This window comes from Nocardia sp. NPDC059236, from assembly GCF_042754085.1.
In the GTDB taxonomy this organism is placed as follows: domain Bacteria; phylum Actinomycetota; class Actinomycetes; order Mycobacteriales; family Mycobacteriaceae; genus Nocardia.
The window spans coordinates 115,040-128,863 of the sequence record NZ_JBHZAF010000018.1; the positions used below are offsets into that span (position 1 = coordinate 115,040).

Consider the following 13,824-nt stretch of genomic DNA (forward strand, 5'->3'; position numbering starts at 1 on the left):
TCAGGGCATGTCGAGTCCTGAAGCCGCCGCTGAGCGTAAGCAGCGGGTCCTGTCCGGAATCCAGCCCACCAGCGATTCCTTCCACCTCGGCAACTACCTTGGCGCGCTGCAGTATTGGGTGCGGTTGCAGGACGACTACGACGCCTTCTACTTCATTCCGGACCTGCACGCCATCACGGTGCCGCAGGACCCGAAGCAGCTGCGTATGCGGGTCAAGATCTCGGCCGCGCAGCTGCTGGCGCTGGGGCTGGACCCCAAGAAGTCCACGCTGTTCGTGCAGTCCCAGGTGCCCGAGCATGCCGAGCTGGCGTGGGTGCTGAACTGCATCACGGGGTTCGGCGAGGCGAGCCGGATGACCCAGTTCAAGGACAAGTCGGTCAAGCAGGGCGCGGACAATGCCACCGTCGGTCTGTTCACCTACCCGGTGCTGATGGCCGCCGACATCCTGCTCTACCGCGCCCAGCTGGTGCCGGTCGGCGAGGATCAGCGCCAGCACCTGGAGCTGACCCGAAACCTGGCGCAGCGCTTCAACACTCGCTACAAGAAGACCTTCGTGGTGCCCGAGCCGCACATCGTGACCGGCACCGCCAAGATCTACGACCTGCAGGATCCGACCGCGAAGATGAGCAAGTCGGCCAACAGCGACGCGGGCCTGCTCAACCTGCTCGACGATCCCAAGGTCTCGGCGAAGAAGATCCGCTCCGCGGTCACCGACACCGAGCGTGAGATCCGCTACGACCCGGAGGCCAAGGCGGGCGTCAGCAATCTGCTGGTCATCCTCAGCTCGCTGACCGACACTCCGATCGTCACGCTCGAGCAGGAGTACGCCGGCAAGGGCTACGGCGACCTGAAATCGGACACCGCCGACGCGCTCATCGAGTTCGTCACGCCGCTGCGCGCGAAGGTGCAAGAATACATGTCCGACCAGGGTGAACTCGACCGCATCCTCGCCGCGGGGGCCGAGCGGGCGCGGGAGGTCGCCGGGAAGACTCTCGCGCAGGTGTACGACCGGGTGGGCTTCCCGGCCCGCTGATCCGGCCGCCGCGCGTCCGGGTGTGCGGAGGTGGCGGTGTGTTCGGGAACGTGACGGCGTGGATAGCGCGGCAGATCCAGCGTCGTCCCTGGCTGGATCACGTGGTCCGCGCGGGCGAGCGCTATCAGCGTCAGCGTGGCGACTACTACGCCGCGGGCATCACCTATTTCACGGTGCTTTCGCTGTTTCCGCTGCTGATGGTGGGTTTCGCGGTGGCCGGCTTCGTGCTGTCGCGGAATCCGCAGTGGCTCACCGATATTCAGAACAAGATCGTCGAGAACATTCCGGGCGACGCGGGCAGCCAGATCAACGACCTGGTCCACCGGGCCGTGGAGTCGCGGACGGGCGTGGGCTCCATCGGTCTGGTGACCGGCGCGTACGCCGGGCTGGGCTGGATCGGCAACCTGCGGGCGGCGCTCAGCGAGCAGTGGGATCAGCCCAGTAAGAAGCGAAACTGGTTCCTCGCCAAGGTCTCCGACCTGCTGGCGCTGATCGGGCTGTTCCTCGCCATCCTCGTCTCCCTCGGCCTGTCCGTGCTGGCCTCCGGCGGCCTGATCACCCACCTGCTCGACCGCCTGCACGTGCACGAGTCGGCCTGGGCGAAGGTCCTGCTCACCGTGGCGTCGCTGCTGCTGGCGGTGGTGGCGAACTGGGCCGTGTTCGTCTGGATCATCGCGCGCCTCCCGCTGCACCCGGTCACCTTCCGCAGTGCCGCCCGCGCGGCCATGATCGCGGCGGTCATCTTCGAGGCGTTCAAGCAGCTGGCCTCGGTCATTCTGCGATCGGTGGTCAACGGCCCGGCCGGGGCGGTCTTCGGGCCGATCATCGGCCTGATGGTCTTCAGCTACTTCACCGCGCGGATCATCCTCTTCGCCACCGCCTGGGCCGCCACGGCCGCGGACAACGAGGTGCCCGCCGAGATCCCGCCACCCGCCCCGGCGATCATCCGCCCCCGGATGACCGCGGGCGGACTCTCCGCCGGAGCGGGTGCGGCCTGGTTCGGCGCGGGAGCCCTTGCGGCGACGCTGCTTTCGACGCTGCGCCGCCGTTGACCGCTCAGCGGCGGCGGCTCATCCGGCGCGCGCTCAACAGCAGCACCAGGACCAGGATCACGCCGACGGCCATCAGGGCGATCCGCAGATCGTGGTGGTCGGAGCTGGAACCGGAATCCGCGGCCGAGGCGGGCTCGGCATCGGTCCGGGCGGGCGGACTCGCCAGTGCCACCGAGGGATTCGCGCCTCCGGAGCTGCCGTCGGGCATGCTGCCCACGGTCGCGCCGGCCGGCAGCGCGAAGGCGTAGTCGAGCAGTTTGGCCGCCTGCTCCCACGGCCGGAAGGGCCGCACGTCCGCCTTGAGCAGCGTCACCACGTAGCGGTGGCCGTTGCGCTGCGCCGCCGCGACGAAGGTCTGCCGGGCGTCGTCGGTGTAGCCGGTCTTGCCGCCGATCGCGCCGTCGTACTCGAAGAGCAGATGGTTGTCATTGCCGACCGGGAAGCCCGGATGATCCTTGTCGTCAGGGTTTTTCGGGTCGGCCGGGTAGCCGGGGAAGTCCACCTGCTCGGTGTGGATCAGCTCCGCGAACAGCGGCAGCGTCATCGCGTGCCGGAACAGCAGCGCCAGGTCGTAGGCCGAGATGCTCATGCCCGGCCCGTCCAGACCCGAGGGCGTGGCGGCCCGGGTGTCCAACGCCTGCAACTGTTTCGCGAGCGTGTTCATCTTGGCGACGGTGGCGTCGTCCCCGCCCAGCTGGGTCGAGATGGCATGCGCCGCATCATTGCCCGACGCCATGATCAGCGCCTGGAACAGCTGCTTGTTGGTGTAGCGCCCACCCGGTCCGATCCCGACCCGGGTGCCGTCGGCATTGGCGTCATCCTGGGTGCCGATCACCGTCTTGTCCAGGTCCAGCGCCGGGATCGCCACCGACGCCAGCAGCACCTTGATGGTGGAGGCGGGCCGGTAGCGCCCGTGCGGATCCTTGGCCGCGATGACCCGCCCGGTATCCAGATCCGCCACCTCCCAGGCGGTGGCCGAGATCCCCTCCGGCAGCGGCCCCGCCCCCGACGGCAGGATGACGCCGCACCCGCCGAGCTGCTTACCCCCGATCGGCGGATTCGGAATCGGCAGCGCCGCCGGCGCCGTCTGCCCCGGCTCGGGCGCCTCGGAGGTGTCGATGGGCGGCGGCGGAGCCGTCTTGTTCGGGCAGCCGTCGGTATTGGGCGTGGTGAACGGCGTTGTCGTGGCGGACGGTTGGGCCTGCGCCGCACCTGGTAGTGGCCCGAAGGCGACCCCGGCGAACACGGTGAGACCGGCCGCCAGGGCCACGGTGACAAGGGGGGCGCGCCGCCGACCAGCGGCCGGGTGCACGGTTCGGCGCGAATACCTGCGGATACTCATCGCGCCCGACTCTATAGCCGACCGGTCACACCGGCGCGTGATGTGCCGCGGCGCGGCCGCGACCGTGTCGGCCTGGGAGAGCGGCTAGTTGGCGGTGTGGGTGACCGGGCAGCCGTGAGCCAGGGGGCCGAGCAACTTGTTGTTGTCGTAGAAGTGCTCGAGCTCGAGGATGCGCAGGTCCTCGGAGACCTTGGCGATGGTGACGCCGGTCATCTCGATGAGTTCGCCGGTGGGCTGGTGGCCCTTGTACTCGCCCTTGTAACGACCCCAGTGGCGCCACTTGAAGGTGACGGTCGGCGGGCCGGACAGCACCTCGAGCACCTCCCAGAAGAAGCCGCCCGGGAACGCGGTGTGGAAGATCTTGTGCGAGGTCTCGAAGGTCTCGCCCGCGGCGTCGTAGAAGGGGTTCTCGCCGATCAGGATGTTGTAGGACCCGATACTCGCGAATTCTGCTGCGTCCTGCCAGTTTCCGCCGTTGACGCGGCCGCGGTAGTGCTCGGCCACCAGCGAGACCCAGGTGGCCGGGTCCTTCTTGTGCGAGACCTCCATCTCGAAGACCTTCACCAGCTCTTCGACGATGTGCTCCAGCGAATCCGGCGCGTGCTGGGTGGTGCGCTCGACCGGAATGACTTCCTTGCTCAGGTGGTAATCGGGCGCGCCTTCACGCCAATCCTCCGGCGCCGCAGCGGCGATGACGGCGTCACGGCCCTGCAGGTGCAGCGGGGTCTCGACGGATTCGGTTGCTTGGTCGGTCATTTCGTGCCTCACGTGTCCAGACCCGTTGGGGGGTCATCGATCTCAGAAACGGACCGCATGACGGTAACAGCACGGGGACTTCATGTCGCGACAAGCATTTGGGACTCCAGTACCAGACAGCGAAATGGTGATCCACCCCATCCCGGCCCGCCCCGACTCATGACACGACAAGAATTGACAGTCTCTATGAAATGAGAGACTCTCTCATTATCGAGAAGATCCCAAATGATTGGAGCTGTCATGAAGGCTCAGGGAGTGCGCCGCTGGCTGGCGCTGGGAGCCCTGGCGGTCGCCATGCTGACCATCGGCCTCGACGTCACCGTGCTCACCGTCGCCCTGCCCACCCTCGCGGTCGACCTGCACGCCGATACCTCCGCGCTGCAGTGGTTCAGCAGCGCCTACACCCTGGCCCTGGCCGCCTTCATGCTCCCGGCGGGAGCCCTCGGCGACCGATACGGGCGCAAGAAGTTCCTGCTCGCCGCGCTGCTGCTGTTCGGCGTGGCCTCGGTGGCGTGCGCCTTCGCCACGTCCTCCGGCCAGCTCGTCGCCGGCCGCGTGGTCCTCGGCCTGGCCGCGGCGATCATGATGCCGCTGTCCATGGCGGTGCTGCCCACCCTCTTCCCCGAGCAGCGCGAACGGCAGCGGGCCATCACCATCTGGATCACCTCGACCGCCATCGGCCTGCCCCTGGGCCCGATCGTGGGCGGCTGGCTGCTGCAGCACTACTGGTGGGGCTCGGCCTTCCTGCTCAATGTGCCGCTGGTGATCATCGGCGCGACCGCCGTCGGCCTGCTGGTCCCGGAATCCAAGAGCGAGAGCACTTTCCGCATCGATCTGCCCGGCGCGCTGCTGTCCGCGGCCGGAATGCTCGGCATCACCTACGGTTTCATCCGCTGCGGTCAGGAGGGCTGGGGCGACGCCGTGGCCTGGACCGCCATCGCCGCGGGCGTCGTCCTGGGCGGAGCATTCCTGCTGTGGCAGCGTCGCACCGCGCACCCACTGGTCGACCTCGGACTCTTCGGCGAGCCCGGATTCCGTTGGGGCACAGTGTTCATGGTGCTGGTGAACTTCGCGATGTTCGGCCTGTTCTTCACCATGCCGCAGTACTTCCAGGCGGTGCTGGGAGCCGATACGCTCGGCAGCGGCCTGCGCCTGCTGCCGCTCATCGCGGGCCTGGCCGCCGGCTCCCGGGTGGTGGACAAGCTGCTGCCGAAGGTCGGTGTCCGCACCGTGCTGGTGGCCGGATTCGCCTTGCTCGCAGCCGGTCTCGGCATGGGCGCGCTCATCACCGTGGACAGCGGATACGGCTTCGCGGCCGCAGCGCTGGTGCTGCTCGGCCTCGGGATGGGCTTCGTGATGCCCGCGGCCATGGGCGCGGCCACCGACGACCTCACCCCTGAGCGGGCCGGTTCCGGATCCGCGCTGCTGCAGGCGCTGCGGCAGGCGGGCGGCACCATCGGCGTCGCCATCCTCGGTACCGTGCTGTCCACCCAGTACCGCTCCAGCCTGGGCGATCTCGACCGCGCACCCATCTCCGACGGCGTGAACGCCGGGGTCGGCGTGGCCCGCAAGCTCGGCGACCCGGCCCTGCTGGCCCACGTGCAGAGCGCCTTCGTCGACGGCATGAGCGCCATGCTGTGGGTGTGCACCGCCATCTGCGCGGTCGCCGCGGTGCTGGCCGCCTTCGTGATCCGCCGCAAGGATCCGGTCGTGACCACCGATCTCGATGCGGGACAATCGGTCCATGTCGGCTGAGACTGCCTCCGCGACGCCTCCGGCCCCGGTGAAGACCGCGGCCGGGGGCGGCCTGCGTGAACGCAAGAAGGAACGCACCCGCCGGACCATTCGCACCGAGGCCTTCCGCCTGTTCCGCGAGCAGGGCTACAACGAGACCACGGTCGAGCAGATCGCCGCGGCCGCCGACATCTCGCCCAGCACCTTCTTCCGATACTTCCCCTCCAAGGAGCAGGTGGCGCTGGCCGACGATCTGGACCCGATCATGATCGCGGCCATCGAGAAGCAGCCGAAGGAACTGTCCATGCTGGCCGCGTTCAAGCAGGCCACCCTCGATTCCTTCGCGTCCCTGTCGCCCGAGGAATTCGCCTTCGAGCAGCAGCGGGTGGAATTGCTCTACTCGATTCCGGAGCTCCGGGGAGCGGTGGCCCGGGAGTTCGAGCGCAGCATCGAACTGATCGCCGAGATCATCGCGCGGCGAACCGGCCGTACCGCAGGGGATTTCGAGGTGCGGGCCTTCGCCGGTGCGCTCAGTGGAGCGATGATCGCGTTCATCGGCGACGCGCCGTTCACCCCGGAACAGATCATGCGCGTCATCGACTTCCTCGAGGCGGGTATGCCGCTCTAGGCCGGTTTCACTGCCGTGAGCCGCTCCACCGTCTCATCGGTCATGGTCTCGAAGAACCCGCCGATCACATCCTCGATCTCGCCGACGGATTCGGCGCAGTACAGAATCGGCTGATAGTGGGTGATGTCGTACGTGATGGTCCCCATGGCGTGAATGTCCAGCGGCCGCAGCTCGGCCTGGCGGAACTCCTCGATCTCCCCGAACGAGGACAGCAGTCCCGCGCCGTAACAACGCACTTCGCCGTGCTCGCGCAGCACCCCGAACTCCATCGAGAACCAGAACACGTCGGCCAGGAACTTCAGCGCCCGCTGGGTCTCCAGCCGGGCCACCGCCGCGCCGACCGTCTCGTACACGGCCGCGAAGCGCGGGCTGGCCAATTGATTGGCGTGCCCGAGGATTTCGTGCACGGCGTCCGGCTCCGGCGTGTAGAGCGGCGCGGAGTGGTGGCGAATGTACTGGGTGGAGTGGAAGATCCGGTCGGCGAACGAGCCGAAGAACTCCCGCAGCGGCACCAATCCGGCGGCCGGTGCGTACCGGAATCCGGTGAGCGGCACCAGCTTCGCGGTCACCTCGTCGAGTTGCGGAATATGGTCCGAGGGCAACCCGAGGCGCTCGGCGGCCGTGATCACCTCCGCGCACGCGTAGCCTTCCCGCTTGCGCGCCAGTTCGGCGGAGACGATCCGCCAGACCTGCTGCTCCTCCGCGGTGTAGTCGATGTGCGGCACCTGTGCCCCGGGCCGGAACTCCAGCGCCATGGCGGCGATCGCATTGCGGCGGGCTCGGTACACGGGGTCGTGCACACCCGGATGCTCGTCGCTCAAGTGCACTGTCACATCGCCGTCGGCCTCCTTCGTGACCGGCGAGTACAGCTGAGCCTCGGTGAACATACTTCGATGCAAGCACCGGCATGTGATCTAGACAACGAAAGACCGCCCAGCTGGTCAGATTGACCAGCTGGGCGGCCTCGGTGTCGATGAACGACGAGTGGCGAGCCGCTGTCAGGTAGGCATTAGTACCCGTATCGAGCGCGGCGGCTCGGCCGGTCTCCCGCCGGGCCCGTTTGCAGCCGGGCCCGGCGGGAGGCGGTGATCAGCGCGGCGCGTTGGCCGGGTCGAGCAGGGTCGGGGTGCGGCCCTCGCGGTGCGCCTGCTTGGCGTCCTCGAAGAACTCGCGGCTGAACAGGGCCGACAGCACCGCGATGCCGCCGCGGTGGATGCGGAACTCGCTCTTGGTGCTGGAACCGGTGAGCCGGATGACGCGGCCGGCGGCGTCCTGCGGGCGGGCCATGTCCTTGACCCGGCCGCGACCGGTCCAGGCCAGCTCGGTCTGGTCGATGACCGCGTCCTCGGGGACCAGCAGCTTGACCAGGGCGTGGTCGAGGTCGGCGTGCACCACGATCTCCTGTTCGCCCTCGATCCAGGGCGAGCGCAGGTCGATGACGACGCTGCCGTAGCGGGCCTTCACCTCGAACGAGGAGGAGTGGGTCCAGTCGCCCAGGTGCTTGGTGGTGGCGTGGTCGGTGTGGATCTTGACGGTGTCGGCGCCGGTGTTGGTGGTGTCGATGGCGTTCATGGCCGTGTCCTTTCGGAGGTGGTGGTGCTGGTCGGGTTCGCCTGCTCCTCAATAGTGGCATATAAACTAGTTCTCTTGCAACTAGTTCTTCGAAACTAGTTTTTGGGCACCTAGTAAGATGGACTGCATGACAGCATCGACGCAGGCCCCGCAGTTCAAGCGGTCGCCCCTGGCCATGGCGGTGCTCGGCATCCTGCACCTGGAGCCGATGCACCCCTACGCCATCCAGCGCCGCATCAAGGAGTGGGGCAAGGACAAGGTCGTGAACGTGGGGCAGCGCGCGCAGCTCTACAAGACGATCGCGCGCCTGCAGGAGGCCGGCCTGGTGGCCGTGCGCGAGACGGGGCGCGATCAGCAGTACCCGGAGCGCACCGTCTACGAGATCACCGACGCGGGCCGGACCTCGTGCATCGCCTGGATCAACGAGATGGTCAGCACGCCGCGCAACGAATTCCCGGAATTCCCTGCGGCACTGTCGTTTCTGATGCTGCTCACCCCCGCCGCCGCGCGCGCCGAACTCGAGAAGCGGGCCGCCGCCCGGCGTGCCGACCTGGAGGCGATCGACGCGGGCATGGCGCAGGCCGGGCAGTTCGGGCTGCCGCGCATCACCATGCTCGAGGACGAATACCAGCGCGCTCTCATCGCCGCCGAATCGCACTGGCTGGAAGGCGTTCTCGCCGACCTCGCCGATGGCAGCCTGACCTGGTCGTGGGAATCCCTGGCGCGCTTCCAGGATCAGACCACGGTGTAGGCGAACAGCGCGGCACCGCACGCGAACGGCGGTGGCCCGCAATAGGACAAGGCCGCCCGCATCCGAAAGATGCGGGCGGCCTCGACATTTCGGGCGGCTGCGGCCGATGGATCAGAAGAAGCCGTCGTCGTTGTTGTAGTCGTCGCCGTTGTAGTCGCCACGGCCGGCGTCGTCGAATCCGCGTTCGTAGGCGCGCTCTTCGTCGCGCTCGTCATCGTCGGACATCATCTCGCCGATCAGCATGCCGCCCACCAGACCGGCCGCACCCGCCCCGATCATGGCGCCGGTGCTGTGGCCCTGGCGCGGCGGCGGGGGAGCGTACCCCGGCTGCGGGGCGTACCCCGGCTGGGGCGGATACCCGGGTTGCGGCGGATATCCCGGCTGCGCGGGGTAACCGGGCGGCGGATAGCCGGGCTGCGGCGGATACCCCGGCTGCGGATAGCCCTGCTGCACAGGCTGATAGAACGGCGGCTGCGTGGTCTGGATACGCTGCCCACAGAATTGGCAGACCTCGACGGTACGGGCTACCCCCCACTGCGGCTGCCACGTCACTTGCATGGCGGCCGGGCCGTGAGCCGGGTCGAAGAAGCAGATCACAGGACGTTCCTCTACGTGCGCGCCCGGCCGCGACCGGACTTGGTGCCTTCGAAGTGGGAACGCCCGGACCCGCCGCCGCGGTTCCCGTGTCCTTCGTCTCACAGGAAAGGCCGCCCGCATCCGAAGATGCGGGCGGCCTTCGAGTTTCGCCCCGGACTCTGGGGTTTCAGGGATTCACCCCTGAGTGGCCCGGGAGTGGGTAATCCTCACCGCGTGAACAGGAGGGCGCGCTTGACCTCCTGGATCGCCTTCGTGACCTCGATGCCACGGGGGCAGGCGTCGGTGCAATTGAAGGTGGTGCGGCAGCGCCACACACCCTCGACATCGTTGAGGATGTCGAGGCGCTCGCGGGCGCCCTCGTCACGGCTGTCGAAGATGAAGCGGTGCGCGTTCACGATCGCGGCCGGGCCGAAGTAGCTGCCGTCGCTCCAGTACACGGGGCAGGAGGTGGTGCAGCAGGCGCACAGGATGCACTTGGTGGTGTCGTCGAAGCGGGCGCGGTCGTGCTGCGACTGGATGCGCTCGAACGTCGGCTCGTTGCCATGGGTGATCAGGTACGGCTTGACGGCCTTGAAGGCGTCGAAGAACGGCTCCATGTCCACCACGAGGTCCTTCTCCACGGGCAGGCCGCGGATCGGCTCGACGGTGACCGTCAGCTCCTTGCCGCTCTTGGGCAGCATGTCCTTCATGAGGATCTTGCACGCCAGGCGGTTGACGCCGTTGATCCGCATGGCATCCGAGCCACACACGCCGTGCGCGCAGGAGCGGCGGAAGGTGAGCGTGCCGTCCAGGTAGGACTTGATGTAGATCAGCACGTTCAGGAACCGGTCGGTCGGCAGCACCGGAACCTTGAATTCGTCCCAGTGCTGGCCCTTCCCGTCCTCCGGGTTGAAGCGGGCGATCTTGACCGTGATCATGGTCGACCCGTCCGGCACCGGAGCCGGCTTCTGCGGCGTTTCAGCGACAGCAGTCATCAGTACTTACGCTCCATCGGCTCGTAGCGGGTCTGCACCACCGGCTTGTAGTCCAGGCGGATATCGGAGATGAGCTCCGGGCTGGTCTTGTAGGCCATGGTGTGCCGCATGAAGTTGACGTCGTCGCGGTCCGGGTAGTCCTCGCGCGCGTGGCCGCCGCGGGACTCCTTGCGGTTCACCGCACCCGCCACGGTCACCTCGGCCAGCTCCAGCAGGAAGCCCAGCTCGACGGCCTCGAGCAGATCGCTGTTGTAGCGACGGCCCTTGTCCTGCACGGTGATCCGCGAGTAGCGCTCCTTGAAGACCTGGATCTCCTCGAGCATGGACTTGAGGCTCTCCTCGGTGCGGTACACACCGGCCTTGTCGTCCATGGAGTTCTGCAGCTCGGTGCGGATGTCGGCGACGCGCTCGTTGCCGTGGTCGCTGAGCAGGCCGGCCAGCCAGTCCTGCACCATCTGCGCCGGGTTCTCCGGCATGTCCACGAACTCGGCACGCGCGGCGTACTCGGCGGCGGCGATGCCCGCGCGCCGGCCGAACACGTTGATGTCCAGCAGCGAGTTGGTGCCCAGACGATTCGCGCCGTGCACGGACACACACGCGCACTCGCCCGCGGCGTACAGGCCGGGAACGATGTCGGTGTTGTTGCGCAGCACCTCGCCGCGGATGCGGGTCGGGATGCCACCCATCACGTAGTGACAGGTCGGCATGACCGGCACCGGCTCCTTGACCGGGTCCACACCCAGGTAGGTGCGGGCGAACTCGGTGATGTCGGGGAGCTTCTCCTCGAGCACGTCCTCACCGAGGTGGGTCACGTCGATGAGCACGTAGTCCTTGTTCGGGCCGGCGCCGCGGCCCTCGCGGACCTCGAGCACCATGGAGCGCGCGACGATGTCACGCGGCGCCAGGTCCTTGATGGTCGGCGCGTAGCGCTCCATGAAGCGCTCACCGGAGGCATTGCGGAGAATGCCGCCCTCACCACGCACGGCCTCCGAGATCAGGATGCCCAGGCCCGCGAGGCCTGTCGGGTGGAACTGGTGGAACTCCATGTCCTCCAGCGGGAGTCCCTTGCGGAACACGATCGCCATGCCGTCACCGGTGAGGGTGTGGGCATTGGAGGTGGTCTTGTACATGCGGCCCGAACCACCGGTGGCGAAGATGATCGCCTTGGCGTGGAACACGTGCAGCTCACCGGTGGCCAGCTCGTAGGCGACCACACCGGTGGCGACGGGGCCACGGTCGGTGTCGGTGAGAATCAGGTCCAGCACGTAGAACTCGTTGAAGAACTGCACGTCGTGCTTGACGCAGTTCTGGTAGAGCGTCTGCAGGATCATGTGGCCCGTGCGGTCGGCGGCGTAGCACGCGCGGCGCACCGGCGCCTTGCCGTGGTCACGGGTGTGGCCGCCGAAGCGACGCTGGTCGATCTTGCCCTCGGGCGTGCGGTTGAACGGCAGACCCATCTTCTCCAGGTCGAGCACGGCGTCGATGGCCTCCTTGGCCATGATCTCCGCGGCGTCCTGGTCGACCAGGTAGTCACCACCCTTGACGGTGTCGAAGGTGTGCCACTCCCAGTTGTCCTCTTCGACATTGGCGAGCGCGGCGCACATGCCACCCTGCGCCGCACCGGTGTGCGAGCGGGTCGGGTAGAGCTTGGTCAGCACGGCGGTGCGGACCCGAGGACCGGCCTCGATCGCCGCACGCATTCCAGCGCCACCGGCACCGACGATCACGACGTCGTAGCGGTGTTCCTGAATCGGTCGGGATTCACTCATTCGAGGTGGCCTGTCCTTAACTGATGTTGGGGTCGAAGGTGAAGATCACGTAGGTGCCGGTGACCATGACCAGGATCATGGACACGACCAGCAGCGTCTTCAGCCAGAAGCGGGTCGAGTCCTTGCGCGCGTAGTCGTCGATGACGGTGCGCAGGCCGTTGCCGCCGTGTAGCTGGGCCAGCCACAGCATGGTGAGGTCCCAGATCTGCCAGAACGGCGAGGCCCAGCGGCCGGCGACGAACGCGAAGTTCAGGCGGTGCACACCGCCGTCGAGCATCAGCATGATCGTCATGTGGCCGATGACCAGCACGACCAGCAGCAGGCCGGAGGCACGCATGAACAGCCAGGCGTACTTCTCGAAGTTGTTGCCGCCGACGCGACGGGGGGCGCGCGGAGCGTCGAGGGAGGCGGGGCGGTCGTAGGACTTGCCGAGAATGGGTGCGGTCATGTCGGCTCTCAATTCGTCAGCAGGTAGAAGAACTCGCGGCCGACGCCGGCGCCGGCGACGACGATCCAGATCGCCAGCACGACCCAGAGCATCTGCCGCTGATAACGCGGGCCCTGCGACCAGAAGTCGACCAGGATGATGCGGATGCCGTTGAACGCGTGGAACAGCACGCAGACAACGAGAGCCATCTCCATGAGCGCGACGATCGGGTTCTTGTAGGTCGCGATCGTGTGGTCGTAGGTGTCCGGGCTGACTCGCACCAACGCGGTATCGAGGACGTGGACGAACAGGAAGAAGAAGATCGTCACGCCGGTGATGCGGTGCAGAGCCCAGGACCACATGCCGGGGTCGCCTCGGTACAGGGTCCGCTTCGGCTTGGCCGGAGCTTCTAGCGTGGTCATAGAGTGCGGTGCCTCCAACGTCGTTGATGGACCCGGTCAGAATCCGGCGCGGAGCCTTCGGACTGTCGAAACCACCTGCTCACGAGCGGAATCAAACGTCCGGTGGCAGTGCTGCAGGCCCGCTTCGGGTACCTGAACCGATCTGTCGTGAACTCTAAACCCAGCTTTGAAGGGGAACTAATTCGGCGTGCCGCTCGTTGGGCCAAATTGTTGTGAGTTAGGTTTGCCTTTCCTGATTTTTGCGACCAGGCGGAACGCCTATCACGCGGGTGCTGCCACGTCCATGGGAGGATGGTCCGAAATGTCGGATATTGACTGGAAGACCCTGCGTGGCAAGGCTTTTGAGGTCATGCAAGAGGCTTATGCCCCTTACTCTCGATTCCCCGTCGGGGCCGCGGCTCTCACCGCCGATGATCGCGTGGTGAGCGGCTGCAATGTGGAAAATATCTCATACGGTTTGGGCCTCTGTGCCGAGTGTGTACTGGTCGGTAACTTGATTTCGACCGGAGGCGGGCGACTCCGGGCGGTCTCGGTCTGCGACTCCCGAGGCGCCGTGCTCATGCCCTGCGGACGCTGCCGGCAGATCCTGCTCGAACACGGCGGCGGCGAGTTGCTCGTCGATCACCACGGCGGCCCTGTCACCCTGAACACCTTGCTGCCGGACTCCTTCGGCCCCGGCGATCTGGCCGCCGGACAACTCTGACCGTCGGTGCTCGCGAGCTATAACCGCTGATCGCCGTGGCGCGCGCGGGAATCCGTGCACATCG

At 67.2% G+C, this 13,824-nt stretch carries 15 protein-coding genes; 6 read left to right on the top strand and 9 right to left on the bottom strand.

Annotation, left to right across the window (positions count from 1 at the left end; translation table 11 throughout):
• The first annotated feature begins 7 nt into the window (after window positions 1-7).
• Both trpS and yhjD read left to right on the top strand, forming a co-directional pair.
• Complete coding sequence (gene trpS, locus ACFXIV_RS36030) at window positions 8-1,033, top strand: tryptophan--tRNA ligase (protein WP_379394833.1); 1,026 nt, start codon at window positions 8-10, stop codon at window positions 1,031-1,033.
• Window positions 1,034-1,071: 38 nt separating this feature from the next.
• Entirely contained in the window at window positions 1,072-2,085 is a 1,014-nt protein-coding gene (yhjD, locus tag ACFXIV_RS36035) for an inner membrane protein YhjD (protein ID WP_379394835.1), read from the top strand.
• A gap of 4 nt (window positions 2,086-2,089) precedes the next feature.
• Here yhjD and ACFXIV_RS36040 read toward each other — a convergent pair whose 3' ends face one another.
• Entirely contained in the window at window positions 2,090-3,427 is a 1,338-nt protein-coding gene (locus tag ACFXIV_RS36040) for a D-alanyl-D-alanine carboxypeptidase family protein (RefSeq protein WP_379394837.1), read from the bottom strand.
• Window positions 3,428-3,511: 84 nt separating this feature from the next.
• Entirely contained in the window at window positions 3,512-4,183 is a 672-nt protein-coding gene (locus ACFXIV_RS36045; RefSeq protein ID WP_379394839.1) for a SnoaL-like polyketide cyclase, read from the bottom strand.
• Window positions 4,184-4,423: 240 nt separating this feature from the next.
• Here ACFXIV_RS36045 and ACFXIV_RS36050 point away from each other — a divergent pair, with 240 nt between their 5' ends.
• Entirely contained in the window at window positions 4,424-5,938 is a 1,515-nt protein-coding gene (locus ACFXIV_RS36050) for an MFS transporter (RefSeq protein WP_379394841.1), read from the top strand.
• Complete coding sequence (locus ACFXIV_RS36055) at window positions 5,928-6,545, top strand: TetR family transcriptional regulator (RefSeq protein WP_379394843.1); 618 nt, start codon at window positions 5,928-5,930, stop codon at window positions 6,543-6,545. The genes ACFXIV_RS36050 and ACFXIV_RS36055 overlap by 11 nt, the downstream gene beginning before the upstream one ends.
• Here the strand turns inward: ACFXIV_RS36055 and ACFXIV_RS36060 are convergent.
• Window positions 6,542-7,432 (bottom strand): phenylalanine 4-monooxygenase, encoded by an 891-nt coding sequence (locus ACFXIV_RS36060; RefSeq protein WP_379394845.1) that lies wholly within the window; start codon window positions 7,430-7,432, stop codon window positions 6,542-6,544. The two genes, ACFXIV_RS36055 and ACFXIV_RS36060, sit on opposite strands and share 4 nt — an antisense overlap.
• 202 nt (window positions 7,433-7,634) lie before the next feature.
• Complete coding sequence (locus ACFXIV_RS36065) at window positions 7,635-8,117, bottom strand: hypothetical protein (RefSeq protein ID WP_379394847.1); 483 nt, start codon at window positions 8,115-8,117, stop codon at window positions 7,635-7,637.
• Between the two features lie 127 nt (window positions 8,118-8,244).
• Here ACFXIV_RS36065 and ACFXIV_RS36070 point away from each other — a divergent pair, with 127 nt between their 5' ends.
• The gene (locus ACFXIV_RS36070; RefSeq protein WP_379394849.1) at window positions 8,245-8,868 is read left to right on the top strand and encodes a PadR family transcriptional regulator; all 624 of its coding nucleotides are present in this window, start codon (window positions 8,245-8,247) and stop codon (window positions 8,866-8,868) included.
• 111 nt (window positions 8,869-8,979) lie between these two features.
• Here the strand turns inward: ACFXIV_RS36070 and ACFXIV_RS36075 are convergent, their stop codons facing one another.
• The 5 genes from ACFXIV_RS36075 to sdhC form a co-directional block, all read right to left on the bottom strand.
• Window positions 8,980-9,465 (bottom strand): hypothetical protein, encoded by a 486-nt coding sequence (locus tag ACFXIV_RS36075; protein WP_379394851.1) that lies wholly within the window; start codon window positions 9,463-9,465, stop codon window positions 8,980-8,982.
• 206 nt (window positions 9,466-9,671) lie between these two features.
• On the bottom strand, window positions 9,672-10,439 hold the full coding sequence (locus ACFXIV_RS36080) for a succinate dehydrogenase iron-sulfur subunit (protein WP_379394853.1): 768 nt from the start codon (window positions 10,437-10,439) through the stop codon (window positions 9,672-9,674).
• Complete coding sequence (gene sdhA, locus ACFXIV_RS36085) at window positions 10,439-12,208, bottom strand: succinate dehydrogenase flavoprotein subunit (RefSeq protein ID WP_354830187.1); 1,770 nt, start codon at window positions 12,206-12,208, stop codon at window positions 10,439-10,441. Before sdhA ends, ACFXIV_RS36080 begins: the two co-directional genes overlap by 1 nt.
• Before the next feature lie 16 nt (window positions 12,209-12,224).
• Window positions 12,225-12,656 carry a succinate dehydrogenase hydrophobic membrane anchor subunit gene (locus ACFXIV_RS36090; RefSeq protein ID WP_379381912.1) on the bottom strand — a complete coding sequence of 144 codons (432 nt, stop codon included), beginning with the start codon at window positions 12,654-12,656 and terminating at the stop codon, window positions 12,225-12,227.
• 8 nt (window positions 12,657-12,664) lie between these two features.
• Entirely contained in the window at window positions 12,665-13,057 is a 393-nt protein-coding gene (gene sdhC, locus ACFXIV_RS36095; protein ID WP_379381914.1) for a succinate dehydrogenase, cytochrome b556 subunit, read from the bottom strand.
• A gap of 301 nt (window positions 13,058-13,358) precedes the next feature.
• On the opposite strand from sdhC, the gene ACFXIV_RS36100 reads away from it, so the two are divergent.
• Window positions 13,359-13,760, top strand: a complete 402-nt coding sequence (locus tag ACFXIV_RS36100; protein ID WP_379394855.1) for a cytidine deaminase — start codon at window positions 13,359-13,361, stop codon at window positions 13,758-13,760.
• Window positions 13,761-13,824 lie beyond the last annotated feature (64 nt).

Bases quoted from the DNA above. Each gene is read 5' to 3' on its own strand.
- ACFXIV_RS36065 (WP_379394847.1), bottom strand. From the start codon at position 8,117: ATGAACGCCATCGACACCACCAACACCGGCGCCGACACCGTCAAGATC.
- ACFXIV_RS36060 (WP_379394845.1), bottom strand. From the start codon at position 7,432: ATGTTCACCGAGGCTCAGCTGTACTCGCCGGTCACGAAGGAGGCCGAC.
- sdhC (WP_379381914.1), bottom strand. From the start codon at position 13,057: ATGACCACGCTAGAAGCTCCGGCCAAGCCGAAGCGGACCCTGTACCGA.
- trpS (WP_379394833.1), top strand. From the start codon at position 8: ATGTCGAGTCCTGAAGCCGCCGCTGAGCGTAAGCAGCGGGTCCTGTCC.
- ACFXIV_RS36080 (WP_379394853.1), bottom strand. From the start codon at position 10,439: ATGACTGCTGTCGCTGAAACGCCGCAGAAGCCGGCTCCGGTGCCGGAC.
- ACFXIV_RS36055 (WP_379394843.1), top strand. From the start codon at position 5,928: ATGTCGGCTGAGACTGCCTCCGCGACGCCTCCGGCCCCGGTGAAGACC.
- sdhA (WP_354830187.1), bottom strand. From the start codon at position 12,208: ATGAGTGAATCCCGACCGATTCAGGAACACCGCTACGACGTCGTGATC.
- ACFXIV_RS36045 (WP_379394839.1), bottom strand. From the start codon at position 4,183: ATGACCGACCAAGCAACCGAATCCGTCGAGACCCCGCTGCACCTGCAG.
- ACFXIV_RS36050 (WP_379394841.1), top strand. From the start codon at position 4,424: ATGAAGGCTCAGGGAGTGCGCCGCTGGCTGGCGCTGGGAGCCCTGGCG.
- ACFXIV_RS36090 (WP_379381912.1), bottom strand. From the start codon at position 12,656: ATGACCGCACCCATTCTCGGCAAGTCCTACGACCGCCCCGCCTCCCTC.
- ACFXIV_RS36070 (WP_379394849.1), top strand. From the start codon at position 8,245: ATGACAGCATCGACGCAGGCCCCGCAGTTCAAGCGGTCGCCCCTGGCC.
- ACFXIV_RS36100 (WP_379394855.1), top strand. From the start codon at position 13,359: ATGTCGGATATTGACTGGAAGACCCTGCGTGGCAAGGCTTTTGAGGTC.
- ACFXIV_RS36040 (WP_379394837.1), bottom strand. From the start codon at position 3,427: ATGAGTATCCGCAGGTATTCGCGCCGAACCGTGCACCCGGCCGCTGGT.